This window comes from Bifidobacterium choerinum (assembly GCF_000741135.1).
Classification (GTDB): Bacteria; Actinomycetota; Actinomycetes; order Actinomycetales; family Bifidobacteriaceae; genus Bifidobacterium; species Bifidobacterium choerinum.
Genome location: NZ_JGYU01000001.1, coordinates 165,501 through 180,861 on the forward strand (window position 1 = coordinate 165,501; position 15,361 = coordinate 180,861).

Below are 15,361 nucleotides of genomic sequence, written 5' to 3' on the forward strand. Positions count from 1 at the left end.
CCCACGATTCGTCCACATCGCGCGCCGCTGACGACGTATGCATGGATGCCGGACGCAAAACGCGAGACGGCCGCCGCCCGCGATGGGCGACGGCCGCCGACGGCACACGTCCGCCTAAAGGACTCACAGCACGTGCTGCAGGAAGTCCTTGAAGCGCGGCTCCTTCGGATTGTCGATAATCTCGGGGCCGCCGGACTCGACGACGACGCCGCCGTCCATGAACACGACCTGGTCGGCGACCTCCTTCGCGAAGCCGATCTCATGGGTGACGACGATCATCGTCATGCCCTCGTCGGCGAGCTGGCGCATGACGCCGAGCACCTCGCCGACGAGCTCCGGGTCGAGCGCCGATGTCGGTTCGTCGAAGAGCATGATCTGCGGCTTCATCGCGAGCGCGCGGGCGATCGCGACACGCTGCTGCTGGCCGCCGGACAGCTGCGCCGGATAGTAGTCGAGGCGTTCGCCGAGCCCCACGCGCGTGAGCTCCCTGACGGCGAGCTCGCGCGCCTGCGCCTTCGGCATCTTCTTGACGTGCACCGGCGCCTCCATGACGTTCTCGAGCGCCGTCATGTGCGGGAAGAGGTTGAACTTCTGGAACACCATGCCGAGCTTGGCGCGCTGGGCGGCAATCTCCTTGTCGTTGAGCGTCTGCAATGTGCCGTCGGGCAGCCGCTTGTAGCCGATCATCTCGCCGTTGACGTCGATCTCGCCGCCGGTGAGCGTCTCGAGCTGGTTGATCAGGCGCAGGAACGTCGACTTTCCCGAACCCGAGGGGCCGAGGATCACCGTCACCGTGCCCGGCATGACCTTCATGTCGATGCCCTTGAGCACATGCAGGTCGCCGAAGGCCTTGTGCACCTGCTTGGCCTCGACGGCCGGCTGCCCCGGTCTGGCGGCCTGCTGCTCGGCGGCCGTGTCCTGCTCCGCGAGGTCCTTGTTTTCGTCACTCATGCTTTCCGTCACGTCCTTCCCGTCCGGTTGGCCGCCGCGCGGGCGGCCGTATGTCATGCGCTAGGCGTTGTATCCGAGGAACGCCGCCTCGTTCGTCTTGTCGACGTCGTCCTTCGGTTCGCCTTCGGTCTTGCCCGGCAGCGGCGGCTGCTTGCCCTTCGTGCCGACCGGACGCGCCTCGAAGCCCTTGCCGAAGTGCTTCTCGAGCATCGACTGGATGACCATCAGGATCGACGTGATGAGCAGGTACCAGATGCTCGCCACGAGCAGCAGCGGGATCGGCTTGTAGATGCGGTTCGCGATCGCGTTCGTCGCGTACTGCAGTTCGAGCGTGAACGGCACGGCGAGCACGAGCGACGTCGTCTTGAGCATGCCGATCGTCTCGTTGCCGGTCGGCGGGATGATGATGCGCATCGCCTGCGGCAGGATGACGCGGCGCATAATCATCGAACGCTTCATGCCGAGCGCCTGCGCGGCCTCGGCCTGTCCCGGGTCGACCGCCTCGAGGCCGGCGCGTACGATCTCGGCGAGGTAGGCTGCCTCGTTGAGCGCCAGGCCGATCCATGCGGCGTTGAACGCGGTGATGACGGCCTGCGAGTCGACGCTCCAGAACTCGATCGACGTCAGCGGGATGCCGATCGACAGCCTTGGGATGAGCACGGCGAACAGGCCCCAGAACACGAGCTGCGTGTAGACAGGCGTGCCGCGGAAGAACCAGATGTAGAACCAGCTGACGCCGCGCAGCACCGAGTTGACCGATTTGCGCATGATCGCGAGGATCACGGCGAGGATGATCGCGACGACCATCGAGATCACGGTGAGCAGCAGCGTGTAGCCGACGCCTTCGAGCACGCGTTCGTTGAACAGGTACTTCCAGACGATGTTCCATTCGAAGCGCGGGTTCGTGACGAGGCCCTTGACGAGCATCGCCGCGAGGATCGCCACGATGACGGCGGCGACGATCGAGCCGGTGCGCCTGACCGGCTTCGCTGAGATGCGGTTCGGGATCGGCAGTCCCTCACCGTCCGGTTCGACATGATGCGGCATGGTCTCTCCTTAGCTGTTGTGTATGAGCCCGGGCCTCAGTCGAGGTCGGTCGGGTCGATCTCGGCCTTGTCGATCGCGCCGTTCTGGACGCCCCAGGCCTTGAGGATCTTCATGTAGTCGCCGTCGTCCATCAGATGCTGCATGCCGGCCTGCACGGCCTTCGCGAGCTCGGTGTCGCCCTTCTTGATCGCGATGCCCTGCTTGACGACGCCTTCGGCGCTGCCCAGCTCCTCGAGCTGGTCGCCGGTCTGCGAGATCGCGTAGCCGGCGACCGGCGAATCGGCGTAGAACACGTCGGCCTTGCCGGTGACGACGGCCGTCGCCGCGTCGGTCTGCAGCTTGCTCGGCAGGACCTCGACGGCCTTCTTGCCGTCGGCCTTGCACTGCGCCTTGATCTCGTTGGCCTCTTCCTCCTGCGTCGTGCCCACCTGGACGGCGATCTTCATGCCGCACAGGTCGTCGGTGTTGACGTTCTCGGGGTTGCCCTTCTTGACGGCCCAGCTCGAGCCGGCCTTGTAGTAGCTGACGAAGTCGACGGCGTCCATGCGCTCCTGCGTGATCGTCATCGCCGTGATGCCGAGGTCGTACTTGGAGCCCACCGACGGCACGATCGAGTCGAAGGTCGACGAGACGATCTCGGTGTCGAGGCCGAAGACGCGTCCGAGCGCCTTCGCGAGGTCGACGTCGTAGCCCTGCGGCGTCTTGCCGTCGTCGGCGAGGAACTCGGCCGGCGCATAGGACAGCTCCATGCCGACGGTCAGCTTGCCGCTGTCGGCGACCGACTTGGGTACCATCGCGGCGATCGCGTCGTCCTTCTTGACGCTCGCGACGTCGAAGGCGCCCTGCTTCGCCGCGCCGGCGTCGCCGGAATCGTCGCTTGTGCCGCAGGCGGCGGCGCCGAACAGCAGCGCCGCGCCCGCGAGCGCGGCGGCGAACCTCTTCAATCCATGCATGGACATGCTTCCTCACTCCTCAGATCATCATGCCGACGGCAGCCGTCGACGTTGACGCTTCCGGTCGCACCTTCGAAATACGTCAGTCAGTGTAGTGCATCGTGTGCTACGGGACGGTTACGTCGATCCTCGCGCGGCCGCACACGTCGTACTGAATAAATATGTAGTCGAGTGCATAAACATGCATGGCGTGGTTCTGCGCTGTGCGCGAACCACGCCATGTCATCGCCCGGCGTGTCTCGTCACGCCGTCGTCCGTCCGTGCGGGGCATATGCGGCCCCGCATGCAGGCGGACTCACTTCGTATCGGTCGGGTTGATCTCGGCCTTGTCGATCGCGCCGTCCTGGACGCCCCACTCCTCGAGGATCGCCTCGTAGGTGCCGTCGTCCATCAGATGCTGCATCGCTTTGCGCACCGCCTCGGCCATCTGCTTGTCGCCTTTCTTGACGACGATGCCCTGCTTGGTGACGCCGACGTCCTCGCCGAGCTTCTCCAACTGCCCGCCGGTCTGCGCGATCGCGTAGCCGGACACTGGCGTGTCCGCGTAGAAGGCGGAGGCCTTGCCGGTCGTCACGTTCGTCGTCACGTCGGTCTGCAGCTTGTTCGTGAGGACCTCGATCTCCTTCTTGCCGGCGGCCTTGCACTGCTCGTTCATCTCGGTCACCTGCTCCTCCTGCGTGGTGGCCGTCTGCACGGCGATCGTCTGGCCGCACACGTCCTTCGGGTCGATGCCGTCGGGGTTGCCCTTCTTCGTCACCCATGTGGAGCCCGCCTTGTACATGCTGACGAAGTCGACGGCGTCCATGCGTTCGGGCGTGATCGTGAACGACGAGATGCCGACGTCGTACTTCGAGCCGACGGCCGGGATGATCAGGTCGAAGCTCGCGACCTTGTTCTGGGCTTCGAGCCCCATGACCTTCGCGAGCGCCTTCGACAGGTCGACGTCGTAGCCGACCGGCGTCTTGCCGTCGTCGGCGAGGAACTCGGCCGGCGCGTAGGAGGTGTCCATGCCGACGGTGAGCTTGCCGTCCTGCTTGACGCTGTCCGGCACGAGCGCGGCGATCTCATCGACGGTCTCGACCTTCGTCACGTCGTAGCCCTGCGTCGTCTTGCCGGCGGCGTTCTTCGTGCCGCCGTCCGCGGCGTCGCTCGTGCCGCATGCGCCGGCCGCGACGCACAGCGACGCGCCGAGCACGAGCGCCGCGAGGTTCCTGAACGTGTTCTTCTTCTGCATAGGCGTACCCTCTGTCTTCCCTGCTGTATGCCGTCCGGGCCCGCGCCCGAATCCGCACACAGCGTACGCAGCCTCATGCTACGAACGCGTTTCGCCTGTGCAACGTGTGGACATGTCCGGCCATATGCGTCAGCCGCGGGCATGCATGTTGCGGTAGCGCAGCATGCGCTGCGCCTCGCGCTTGTCCTGCTCCTCGCGCAGCGCCTGGCGCTTGTCGTATTCCTTCTTGCCCCGGGCGAGCGCGATCTCGACCTTCGCGCGGCCGTCCTTGTTGAAGTAGATGCTCAGCGGCACGATCGTGTAGCCCTTCGCCTGGATCTGGCGGCCGAGCTTCTCGATCTGCGCGGCGTGCAGCAGCAGCTTGCGCTTGCGCTTGGGCGCGTGGTTGTTCCATGTGCCGTTGAGGTATTCGGGGATGTTGGCGCCTTCGAGCCAGATCTCCCCGCGCTTGTCGATGCTGATGAACGCCTCGGCGAGCGACGCCCGTCCCTCGCGCAGCGACTTCACCTCGGTGCCGGTGAGCGCGATGCCCGCCTCGTAGCGGTCCTCGATCTCGTAGTCGTGCCGTGCCCGCTTGTTGCGCGCGACGACCTGGTCGCCCTCGACCTTCTTCTGCTTCGCCATCGCCGCTCCTTTCGTGATGCGTCCTTGACGTGTCCTGTGTCCTATGTCTGTCCTTATGCCCGCGCCGCCCGAGGCCGCCGTGCGGCGCGCCGCCCGACCTCCCACATTAGCGCAGCATACGCGAATCCGCCGCCCGCGCATGGCGGATACGGCGGATTCGGCACGACGTGCGACGATGCGGTCAGTGCACGTAGCGGAAGCGTCCCGGATTGTACAGCGTGCGGTATGTGATCGTGTACAGGCCGGCGACGTTCGATTCGGAGATCGTGATCGAGTTCGCGCCGACGCTTTCGACGACGGCGACGTGGCCCCACGGCGACGACGCGCCCTCCTGGCCTGGCAGGAACGACAGCGCGGCGCCGACCTGCGGCACGTTGTCGACGCGCAGGCCGTAGCGCGGCGCGTTCGCCGCCCAGTCGCCGCCGTTGCCGAGGTAGGACGGCGTGCCGATGCCCATCTGCCGGCGGCGCTCATAGGCCCACCAGGTGCACTGGCCGGCGGCGTAGGCGTTGCCGTAGTCGCCGTTCGACGTGCCCTGACCTCCGCTCGAAGGCCGCGTCGGCTGCGTCGGCTGCGTCGGCTGCGTCGGCTGCACAGGCTGTGTCGGCTGGCTCGGCTGCACGGGCTGTGTCGGCTGGCTCGGCTGCACGGGCTGTGTCGGCTGTGTGGTGTTCGTGCCTGTGTTCGTGTTCGTCGGCGGCCGCGTCGTGCCCTGCGCCTGCTGCTGGCGCACATGTTCGGCCTCGGCGGCCTGCTCGGCTTGGTATTTGCGGTTGTTCGCGTCGATCTGCGACTGCAGCATGACCGTCTCGGCCGCCTGCTGCGCCGCGGCCGTGCTCAGTTCGCTCTTGCGGCTTTCGAGGTCGGCGCGGATCTGCTCGCCCTTGACGCGCTGCGCGTCGAGCGAGTCACGCTTCGCCTGCGCGTCGGCGGCGGCCAACTGGGCGGCCGACGACTTCTCGTCGGCGTCCGACTTGTACTTCGTGATGCGCGTCTCGATCGCCTTGAGGCGGTCGCCGCGGTTCATCGAGATGCTCAGGCCGTCGGCGGCCTCGGAGGCGGCGTTCGCCTCGCTGCGCGACAACGCGTCGCGCGACTGCATCTGGCGGATGAATTCCTTCGTGTCGGTCGCGCCAGTCATGACGCTCATGACGTCCGACGTGTCCGAGCCGTGCATCGACTCGCGGGCGACCTGTGCGACGGCGGCGTGCGCGTCGTCGTAGTCCTCGCCGGTCTTCTTGATCTCGGCCTCGAGGTTCTCCTTGTCCTTCTGCGCGGCCTTGAGGCGCTGCGCGGCCGATTCGGCCTCGGCCTTGGCGGACGCGGCGGCGGCGTTCGCCTCCTGGACCGCCTTGGCGGCCACCGGGATCTGGTTGTTCGTCAGGTCGTCGAGTTCGACGACCTTGTCTGCCAGGTCGCTGTTGACGCCGGCGAGCTGGTCGCGCAGCTCGGCCTCGCGCTGCACGCTTTGCTGATGCGAGTTCTGCGCGTTGACGAGGTCGCTGTAGGTGTCCGCATGCGCCTGCGGAACCGGCGCGATCACCGGCGCCGCGAATCCGACCGCGCACAGCGAAGCGGCGAGCAGCGTCGCGATCCATGGACGACTTGCAGTTCCTCGAGTCATTGCACACCTTTCGACGTCTCGACGGCAGTCACGGCACCCAAGCCTAGCATTGCCACCTGAGGGCATGCCGGCGTGCCGCGACCGGCATGCGTTTTGCGCACAGATTCTTCACATTCCTCCCCGCCATGCTCCGGCGGGACGCGCTCAGGCCTTGAGGTAGCGGTTGAGCGCGACCGACGAGGCGATGACGGACAATACGATCGCGCCGACGATGAGGATCGGCGAGATCATCAGCACCGTGCCCTGCGTGACGTACGGGATCCAGGTGACCGATTGGGCGAGCCAGTCGGTGATGAAGACCTTGACGAGGGCGCTGAGCGCCAGGCACGACAGCAGCGAGCCGAGCAGCGCGGCCACGGCGCCCTCGAGGATGAACGGCAGGCGGATCGTCCAGTTCGACGCACCGACGAAGCGCATGATCTCGGTCTCCTCGCTACGTGATGCCGCCGACATGCGGATCGTCGTGCCGGTGAGCATGACGGCGACGACGACCATGACGGCCGCGAGCATCGCCGTCGCCGCCGTCGCGTGGTTGAGCACGGCGAAGACCGGTTCGAAGATCTGCCGCTGGTCGACGACGTCCTCGACGCCGTCGCGTCCCGACAGCACTTCGGAGACGACCTTGTACTTCTCCGGGTTCTTGAGCTTGAGCCACAGCGAGCCCTGCATGTCGGCGGCGGTGAGCGTGCGCCCCTGGAACTCGCCGTTCGGGTACTGCTTGAGGAACGAGTCGTTGTAGAAATCCTCGGGGCTCTCGTAGGTCACCGACGAGACGTCGTCGCCGAGTTCCTGCTGGATGACGTCCTGCAGCGCGTTGATCTGCTGCGCCGTCGCGGCCTTGCCGGCCGCGCAGTTCGGTGACTGGCTCGTGCCGTCCGGGCACAGCCACACGACGACCTCGACCTTGTCGTACCAGTCGCCCTTCGCCTTCGTGATCTGCGCCTGCATGAGGAAGGACGCGCCGATGAACAGGAACGAGATGAAGGTCACGAGCATGACCGACAGCAGCATCGGGACGTTGCGCCGCAGGCTCGTCCATGTCTCGCTGAGGATGAATCGCAATCTCATCGGCTGCCCTCCTGCTGATGCGTCTGTCCGTGTCCGCGGCCGTGCCGTCCGCCCTGCGGGGGCCTCGGCGGCTGCGGGGGCCTCGGCGGTGCGAGCGGCGGCGTCGGCGGCTCGCCCGTCGCGTCCGTCGTCGTCTCGGTCGCGGTCGTGCCGTCCGCCATGACCGTCTCGGTCGTTTCGTTCGTCGTGGTCGTCGTGGTCGTCGCCATCTCGGTTTCGGCGGCAGCATCCGCCGCCGTCTGCGCCCCGGCGCCGTCCTCGCGCTGCGCGAGCTCGTCGAACGTCAGTCCGCCGCCCCACGTCAGCGTCTCCTCGACCGGCGCGAAGGCCTCGCCGTAGCGTCCGGTCTTGCCGGCGTGCACGCTCTTCGCGAGCCGCGCGATGCCCTCGCTCGACTCGTGCTCGATCACGTCGTTGACGGCGTCGGCGGCCGCCTCGGCGCGTTCGATGCGTTCGCGGCGGTTCTTCGGACGCGCCGCGTGCGCGAGGTCGGCGGCCGGCCGCGTCGCCATCGCCGCGTCGCCGCTGATCGCGTCGTGCGCCTGCGCGACGACCTGCTCGTCGGGGAAGTACAGCGCCGAATCGTAGACGCCGGCCGCTTGGTCGCGCACGATCCTGCCGTTATGCAACTCGACGACGCGTTTGCGCATCGAGTTGACGATCTCCTCGTTGTGCGTCGCCATGACGATCGTCGTGCCGGTACGGTTGATCGCGTTGAGCACCTCCATGATGCCCAGCGACGTCGTCGGGTCGAGGTTGCCGGTCGGCTCGTCGGCGAGCAGCAGCTGCGGATGGTTGACGTAGGCGCGCGCGATCGTGACGCGCTGCTGCTCGCCGCCGGACAGCTCGAGCGGCTTGTTGCGCTCCTTGCCGGTCAGGCCGACCGTCTTGAGCACCTTCGGCACGAGCGAGCGGATCGCCGAACGCGGCGTGCCGATCACCTCGAGCGCGAAGGCGACGTTCTCCCAGACGGTCTTGTTCGTCAGCAGCTTGTAGTCCTGGAAGATCATGCCGACCGAGCGGCGGTACTGCGGCACCTGCCGGTTCGGCAGGCGGCGCAGGTCGTAGCCGCCGACGCGAATCTCGCCGTCGGTCGCCTCCTCCTCGTGCAGCAGCAGACGCAGCAGCGAGGTCTTGCCGGAGCCGGAGGCCCCGACGAGGAAGACGAAGTCGCCGCGGTCGATCCGCAGGTTGACGTCCTCGAGCGCGGGACGCGTGGAATTCGGGTAGATCTTGCTCACATGGTCCATCGAGATCAGCGCCATGTCATCTCCAATCCATCGTGCGCACGGCTGCGCGCCGACGCGCCGGTCGCCGTGCGGCAAGTCTACTCGGCAGCCTGCTCAGCGGCCTCGCGGCGCTGCTCGTGGCGCCAGCGGATGCCGGCCTGGATGAACTCGTCGATGTCGCCGTCGAAGACGGCCTGCGTCTGCGAGGTCTCGTAGCCGGTGCGCAGGTCCTTGACCATCTGGTACGGGTGCAGCACGTAGGAACGCATCTGGTCGCCCCAGCTGGCCTTGATGTCGCCGGCGAGCTCCTTCTTCTTCTTGGCCTCCTCCTCGTGGCGCAGCACGAGCAGTCGGGACTGGAGCACGGCCATCGCGGCGGCGCGGTTCTGGATCTGCGAGCGCTCGTCCTGCATCGTCACGACGATGCCGGTCGGCAGGTGGGTGATGCGCACGGCCGAGTAGGTCGTGTTCACGCCCTGGCCGCCGGGGCCGGACGCGCAGTAGGTGTCGACGCGGATCTCGCTGTCCGGCACGTCGATGTGGTCGGTCGCCTCGACGAGCGGCACGACCTCGACGGCCGCGAAGCTCGTCTGGCGGCGGCCCTGGTTGTCGAAGGGCGAGATGCGCACGAGGCGGTGCGTGCCGCCCTCGACGGACAGGCGTCCGTACGCGTAGGGCGCATCCACCTGGAACGTCGCCGACTTGATGCCGGCCTCCTCGGCGTAGGACGTGTCCATGACCTTCGCCTTGTAGCCGTTGCGTTCGGCCCAGCGCAGGTACATGCGCAGCAGCATCTGTGCGAAGTCGGCCGCGTCGACGCCGCCGGCGCCGGAGCGGATCGTCACGACGGCGGAACGCTCGTCGTATTCGCCGTCCATCAGCGTTTGGATCTCCATGTCCTCGAGGTCCTTCGTGATCGAGCCGATCTCGTTCTGCGCCTCGGCGAGCGTGTCGGCGTCGTCCTCCTCGCGACCGAGCTCGACGAGCGTCTCGATGTCGTCGATGCGCGAGGCCGCCGAGGACAGCCGCTTGATCTGCGACTGCACGGCGGAGAGCTTCGACGTCACCTGCTGCGCGTGCTCCGGGTCGTCCCACAGGCCCGGCTCGGCCGCCTCGACCTCGAGCTCCTGCTCCTGACGCTTGAGACGGTCGACGTCGAGCGCGAGCGCGATCTCCTCGTATTTGGCGCGCGCGTCGGCGATCGCCTGGGAAAAATCAAATTCTGCCATGATGCTCCTCAAAAAACTCTACAAAATCGTGGGTTCGGTATCGTTCCGCGCGTCCAGCAGGCGCGCGAGGCGGGGTTCCGCGCTCCCCGCTCCGGTGTCGTCCGTCATCTCGTCGAACTGTCATCTCGTCCAACTGTTCGGGACGGACATGCATTCCCGGACGTCCATGTCACGGGAACATGGAGGTTCAAAGGCCGGACAGAACCATCGGGACGCACATCCCGACGACGATGGCCGCGATGACGGCGACGGTGAGGATGCGGCGCAGGTCATGGCCGCCCTCGTCTCGACGTTCCGGTTCATGCTGGTTCTTGGCGCTCACAGGAACCACAGTGTAGCGCACACCCAACCCGTGTTCGCGCCGGGCCGCATCCGCCCCGTGCCCATGCGTGCCCGCGCACGCCGCAGTGGCCCCACGGCGCATCCCCCGTTGTATCGTGGGAAGCGCGCGGCGCGCGTGGATGCGCCGTGGCAGCGCGGCCGGCACGACGCCGGCCGGCACCGTCTTCACTGAAGGAGCGCACATGACCGATGAACGCTGGGCATGGGGCTGGGGTCTCGCCAACGTCGACGCCGCCGGCAACACCCTCGACGTCTGGTATCCGAAACTTGAGATGGGCGAAGCGAAGCCGTCCGCACCGGCCGGCACGCACGGCTTCGGCACGCTCGTGCACGACGGCCCCGACGCGCGCGGCGTCAAGCGCGTGCCGGTGTTCACGGCCGCGAACATCGACGGGCCGATCGCCGACGCCGCGGACGCCTACCTGCGCCTGCACCTGCTGAGCATGCGCATGGTCAGGCCGAACTCGATGAACCTCGACGGCATCTTCGGCGCGCTCAACAACGTCGTGTGGACGAACTACGGCCCCTTCGCCGTCGAGGACTTCGCGCTGCGCCGCCTCGACGCCATGAACGCGAATGCCGGCGCCGGCATGCCGGGCATGCACGCCGACGTCAACGTGCTGTCGGTCGACAAGTTCCCGCGCATGCTCGACTACGTCGTGCCCAGCGGCGTGCGCATCGGCGACGGCGACCGCGTGCGCCTCGGCGCCTATCTGAGCGAAGGCACGACGGTCATGCACGCCGGCTTCGTCAACTTCAACGCCGGCACGCTCGGCACCTGCATGATCGAGGGCCGCGTCTCGCAGGGCGTCGTCGTCGGCGACGGCTCCGACGTCGGCGGCGGCGCGTCGATCATGGGCACATTGTCCGGCGGCGGCAAGCTGCGCAACTCGATCGGCGAGCATTCGCTGCTCGGCGCGAACGCCGGCATCGGCATCTCGCTGGGCGACAACTGCGTCGTCGAGGCGGGCCTGTACGTGACGGCCGGCACGAAGATCGAGGTGTGGGACAAGGAGAAGGTGGCCGCGGGCGTCGCGCTCGACGTCGTCAAGGGCGCCGAGCTGAGCGGCAGGGACAACATCATGTTCATCCGCAACTCGCTGACCGGCGCCGTCCAGGCGCGTGCGCGCAAGGTCGGCATCGCGCTCAACGACGCGCTGCACAGGAACTGACGGAGGAAAATGCTCCTCCCCAGCGGGAATCGATTTCGCGAAACGGCGTCATCGTGCCGGTTCCGCGGACGTATTCCCGCTGGGGAGGAGCATTTTCCATATAGGGGGAAGCCATGAACATCGACATCGTCTGCGTCGGCAAGGTCAAGGAACGCTATCTGCGCGACGCGATCGACGAATACCGCAAACGCCTGTCGCGCTTCGCGAAGGTCGACGTAATCGAGGTCGGCGACGAGAAGACGCCGGAGCACGCCTCCGACACGCTCAACGAGCAGATCAAGGCGAAGGAGGGCGAGCGCATCCTCCGGCATCTGCGCGACAACGCCTTCGTCGTCGCGCTCGCGATCGAGGGCAGGCAGCTGACGAGCGAGCGGCTCGCCGCGCAGATCGCGCAGTGGGGGCTGCACGGCGTCAGCCATCTGCAGTTCGTCATCGGCGGCTCGCTCGGCCTCGACCCGCGGGTCCTCAGACGTGCGGACATGCTGCTGAGCTTCTCGAAGATGACGTTCCCGCACCAGCTGATGCGCGTCATCCTGCTCGAGCAGGTCTACCGGGCCTTCAAGATCAACGCGCACGAGCCGTACCACAAATGAACGTGCGGGGCGCGCCCATGGAGGGCACGCCCCGCACGTTCGGACACGAACGGACGACTCAGCCGCGTTCGTCCATCGGCACGTAGTCGCGCAGCACCTCGCCGGTGTAGACCTGACGTGGACGGCCGATCTTCGTCATCGGGTCGGCGAGCATCTCGCGGTACTGGGCGATCCATCCGGGGATGCGGCCCAGCGCGAACAGCGGCGTGAACATCGATGGGCCGAAGCCGATCGCGCGGTAGATCAGGCCGGTGTAGAAATCGACGTTCGGATAGAGGTGGCGCGAGACGAAGTAGTCGTCGTTGAGCGCGATCTCCTCGAGCTTGAGCGCCACGTCGAAGAGCTCCTCGTCGCCCGGCAGCAGTCTGAGCGTCGCCGTCTGCTCCATGATCCGCTCCAGATAGTGCTTCGCGATCGCCGCGCGCGGGTCGTAGGACTTATAGACGCGATGGCCGAGACCCGAGATGCGTTCGCCGTCGCGCTTGGCGCGGTCGACGAACTCGCGCACGCTCATGCCCGAGTCGCGGATCTTCATCAGCTGGTGCAGCACCGCCTCGTTCGCGCCGCCGTGCAGCGGCCCGGACAATGCGTTGATGCCGGCCGCGACCGCCGAATACAGGTTCGCGTGCGCCGAGCCGGCGATACGCACGACCGACGTCGAGCAGTTCTGTTCGTGGTCGGCGTGGATGATGAGCAGACGGCCGAGCGCGTGCACGTAGAGCGGGTCGGATTCGAACTGCTCATACGGCACGGCGAAGCACATGCGGATGAAATCGTCGACGTAGCCGCGCGCATAGTCCGGGTAGAGCATCGGCTCGTCACGCCGGCGGCGCAGGATGTAGCTGACAATCGTGCGCGCCTTCGCCATGATGATCGTCGCCGCCTCGTCGAGCTGCTCGGGATCGCCGATGTCGGTCGTCTCCGGATTGAAGGCGGCGAGCGCGTTGACGGCGGACGCCATGACGCTCATCGGCTGCGCCTCGCGCGGGAACGAGCCCATGAAGGTGCGGAAATCCTCGCCGACCATCGTGTGGTGGTTGATGTCGTCGACGAACTTCTCGTACTGCGCGCGCGTCGGCAGCTCGCCGTGACGCAGCAGCCACGAGACCTCGAGGAAGTCGGAGCGTTCGCACAGCTGCTCGATCGGGTAGCCGCGGTAGCGCAGAATCGAATGCTCGCCGTCGATGTAGGTGATCTTCGACTCGCACTGCGCCGTCGTCAGGAATCCCGGATCGAGCGAAACCCATTTGTCATTGCGCAGCGAGGACATGACGATGCCGTCGGGTCCCGCGCTCGCCTTCACGACCGGCAATTCGAACTGGTTGGACTCCACATGCAACTGCGCTACGCCCATGCCGCCTCCTCTGTGTCTGACGCTGCTTCCTTCCGCCCGTGGCGTGCGCACCGCCGGCAAAGGCTCCATGCGCGCGGCTCCGGGCACTGCCGACCACTATAGGGTATCCGTATTTCGCGGGCGCCGCGCCGTCTCAAAACGGGTGTCGCGGCGCCCGTGAAATGCACGGGCCCCGCGCATCGGATGCGCGGGGCCCCTGTCCGTCGATGGGCGCCGGTGGCCGATCAGCCCTTGAATTCGGCCGAGATCGGGTCGCCTTCACGCTGCGTGAGCACGATCGGACCGCCTTCGGTGATCGCGATCGTGTGCTCGCTGTGCGCGCCGCGCGAGCCGTCCTCGCTGCGCAGCGTCCAGCCGTCCTTCGGATCCTGGTAGATCTCGTCGGTCGTCTTGAGGAACCACGGTTCGATCGCGATGACGAGGCCCGGACGCAGCTTGTAGCCGTGATGCGCCTTGCCGTCGTTGGGCACATGCGGGTCGCCGTGCATGATGTGGCCGACGCCGTGGCCGCCGAACTCGAGGTTGATCGGGTATCCGTAGGCGCGCGCGACGTCGCCGACGGCGTGCGAGATGTCACCGAGGCGGTTGCCCGGCTGCGCGGCGGCGATGCCGGCGGCGAGCGCCTCCTGCGTGCACTTGATCAGGCGCAGGTCCTCGGGGTCCTTGTCCTTGCCGACGACGAAGCTCACGGCGGAGTCGGCGACCCAGCCGTCGACGCTGATCGCGAGGTCGAGGCTGACGAGGTCGCCGTCCTTGAGGTCGTAGTCGTAGGGCACGCCGTGCAGCACGGCGTCGTTGACGGACACGCAGATGTAGTGCGCGAACGGGCCGGTGCCGAAGTCCGGCGCGTAGTCGACGTAGCAGGATTCCGCGCCCTTGCGGTCGACGATGCGCTGATGCACGAATTCGTCGATCTCGAGCAGGTTCGTGCCGACCTTCGTGCGTTCCTGCAGGTCATGCAGGATGCCGCCGACGAAGCGGCCCGCCGGCTTCATCGCTTCGATTTCCGAATGGGTCTTGAGTTCGATCATGGAGTTTCTACCACCTTTTGTCACGCTTGCCGATCATTGCAGCGACTGCCCTGTCACTCTATCCCCCACAGCTTACATTGGGCGCTCAGGCGGCGGATATGGCGCAGGCCGACCCCGCGCGATGCGGGACCGGCCTGTGAAGGATGCGTCAGGCCATATGGCTCAGTTCTGCTTCGGCACGCGTCCGAAGGTGAAGGCGCGCACGATCGCGACGATGCCCATGACGATCATCGCGCAGCCGCCGAAGATGATGAGCGCGACGGTCGAGGCGGCCGGCATGCACAGGATCGCGAATCCGGCGATGATCGAGATGATCGCGTAGGCGATCGCCCAGCCGGAGCTCGGCATCGACCATGATTCGGCGAGCGCCATGACGCCTTCCAGGATCCAGCAGATGCCGACGATGAGCGTGAACATGATCGCGAGCGTCGCCGTCGAGAACGCCGTGTAGCGCAGTGTGACGAGGCCGCCGATGATCAGGATGATGCCGATGAGGATGCCGAGCACGCGCCATCCGGCCGGCAGGCCGACTTCGACGATCGAGCTGACGATGCGCACGATGCCGGAGATCAGGAAGTAGATGCCGAGCATGATGCAGGCGACGACGAGCGTCTTGCCCGGCCACACGAGCAGGCAGATGCCGAGCGCGAGCGCGGCGAGGCCGATGACGGCGTAGGCGATGCGCACGGCGTTCTTCGCGCCGGTCGGCAGCGACTGCTCGACGAGCCTGAACGGGCTCCAGTTGCCGTTCGGCGAATCATTGACGTTGGACATGGTGACTCCTTTCTTCCCGTCGCGGCCCATGCATATCGCGCCTTCGGGCGCCGCACATTCGGGGTTCCGCGACCACATGGTTCCGACCGCGGTTCCGCCCGCGGCCATGTCTCCAGTGTGCCCCATGCGTCGTCCC

General features: G+C 66.8%; 15 protein-coding genes. 2 read left to right on the forward strand and 13 right to left on the reverse strand.

The window, feature by feature from the left end; all coding sequences use genetic code 11:
• Nucleotides 1-123 precede the first annotated feature (123 nt).
• The 10 genes from BCHO_RS00685 to BCHO_RS09660 form a co-directional block, all read right to left on the reverse strand.
• Nucleotides 124-951: an amino acid ABC transporter ATP-binding protein gene (locus BCHO_RS00685; protein WP_024540286.1), complete on the reverse strand. Its 828-nt coding sequence runs from the start codon at nt 949-951 to the stop codon at nt 124-126.
• Nucleotides 952-1,011: 60 nt separating this feature from the next.
• On the reverse strand, nt 1,012-1,998 hold the full coding sequence (locus BCHO_RS00690; RefSeq protein ID WP_024540287.1) for an amino acid ABC transporter permease: 987 nt from the start codon (nt 1,996-1,998) through the stop codon (nt 1,012-1,014).
• Nucleotides 1,999-2,033: 35 nt separating this feature from the next.
• Nucleotides 2,034-2,957: an ABC transporter substrate-binding protein gene (locus tag BCHO_RS00695; protein ID WP_099721216.1), complete on the reverse strand. Its 924-nt coding sequence runs from the start codon at nt 2,955-2,957 to the stop codon at nt 2,034-2,036.
• Between the two features lie 289 nt (nt 2,958-3,246).
• Nucleotides 3,247-4,185, reverse strand: coding sequence for an ABC transporter substrate-binding protein (locus BCHO_RS00700; protein WP_024540289.1), 939 nt, complete (start codon nt 4,183-4,185; stop codon nt 3,247-3,249).
• Nucleotides 4,186-4,314: 129 nt separating this feature from the next.
• Nucleotides 4,315-4,809, reverse strand: coding sequence for an SsrA-binding protein SmpB (gene smpB / locus BCHO_RS00705; protein WP_024540290.1), 495 nt, complete (start codon nt 4,807-4,809; stop codon nt 4,315-4,317).
• A gap of 181 nt (nt 4,810-4,990) precedes the next feature.
• Nucleotides 4,991-6,433: a CHAP domain-containing protein gene (locus BCHO_RS00710; RefSeq protein WP_024540291.1), complete on the reverse strand. Its 1,443-nt coding sequence runs from the start codon at nt 6,431-6,433 to the stop codon at nt 4,991-4,993.
• 144 nt (nt 6,434-6,577) lie between these two features.
• The gene (ftsX, locus tag BCHO_RS00715) at nt 6,578-7,501 is read right to left on the reverse strand and encodes a permease-like cell division protein FtsX (protein ID WP_024540292.1); all 924 of its coding nucleotides are present in this window, start codon (nt 7,499-7,501) and stop codon (nt 6,578-6,580) included.
• A complete protein-coding gene (gene ftsE, locus BCHO_RS00720) occupies nt 7,498-8,766 on the reverse strand; it encodes a cell division ATP-binding protein FtsE (protein ID WP_024540293.1) in 1,269 nt (422 codons plus the stop codon). The genes ftsX and ftsE overlap by 4 nt, the downstream gene beginning before the upstream one ends.
• Before the next feature lie 62 nt (nt 8,767-8,828).
• Nucleotides 8,829-9,959 carry a peptide chain release factor 2 gene (gene prfB / locus BCHO_RS00725; protein WP_024540294.1) on the reverse strand — a complete coding sequence of 377 codons (1,131 nt, stop codon included), beginning with the start codon at nt 9,957-9,959 and terminating at the stop codon, nt 8,829-8,831.
• Nucleotides 9,960-10,146: 187 nt separating this feature from the next.
• A complete protein-coding gene (locus BCHO_RS09660) occupies nt 10,147-10,281 on the reverse strand; it encodes a hypothetical protein (RefSeq protein WP_257790230.1) in 135 nt (44 codons plus the stop codon).
• A gap of 202 nt (nt 10,282-10,483) precedes the next feature.
• On the opposite strand from BCHO_RS09660, the gene dapD reads away from it, so the two are divergent.
• Both dapD and rlmH read left to right on the forward strand, forming a co-directional pair.
• Nucleotides 10,484-11,473 carry a 2,3,4,5-tetrahydropyridine-2,6-dicarboxylate N-succinyltransferase gene (gene dapD / locus BCHO_RS00735; RefSeq protein ID WP_024540296.1) on the forward strand — a complete coding sequence of 330 codons (990 nt, stop codon included), beginning with the start codon at nt 10,484-10,486 and terminating at the stop codon, nt 11,471-11,473.
• 113 nt (nt 11,474-11,586) lie between these two features.
• Nucleotides 11,587-12,066 carry a 23S rRNA (pseudouridine(1915)-N(3))-methyltransferase RlmH gene (gene rlmH, locus BCHO_RS00740; RefSeq protein ID WP_024540297.1) on the forward strand — a complete coding sequence of 160 codons (480 nt, stop codon included), beginning with the start codon at nt 11,587-11,589 and terminating at the stop codon, nt 12,064-12,066.
• Nucleotides 12,067-12,124: 58 nt separating this feature from the next.
• On the opposite strand, the gene BCHO_RS00745 is transcribed toward rlmH, so the two are convergent.
• From BCHO_RS00745 to BCHO_RS00755, 3 genes are all read right to left on the reverse strand, one after another.
• Nucleotides 12,125-13,420: a citrate synthase gene (locus BCHO_RS00745; protein WP_024540298.1), complete on the reverse strand. Its 1,296-nt coding sequence runs from the start codon at nt 13,418-13,420 to the stop codon at nt 12,125-12,127.
• A 224-nt stretch (nt 13,421-13,644) separates the two neighbouring features.
• The gene (map, locus tag BCHO_RS00750; protein WP_024540299.1) at nt 13,645-14,451 is read right to left on the reverse strand and encodes a type I methionyl aminopeptidase; all 807 of its coding nucleotides are present in this window, start codon (nt 14,449-14,451) and stop codon (nt 13,645-13,647) included.
• A 162-nt stretch (nt 14,452-14,613) separates the two neighbouring features.
• The gene (locus tag BCHO_RS00755) at nt 14,614-15,225 is read right to left on the reverse strand and encodes an HdeD family acid-resistance protein (protein WP_024540300.1); all 612 of its coding nucleotides are present in this window, start codon (nt 15,223-15,225) and stop codon (nt 14,614-14,616) included.
• Nucleotides 15,226-15,361 lie beyond the last annotated feature (136 nt).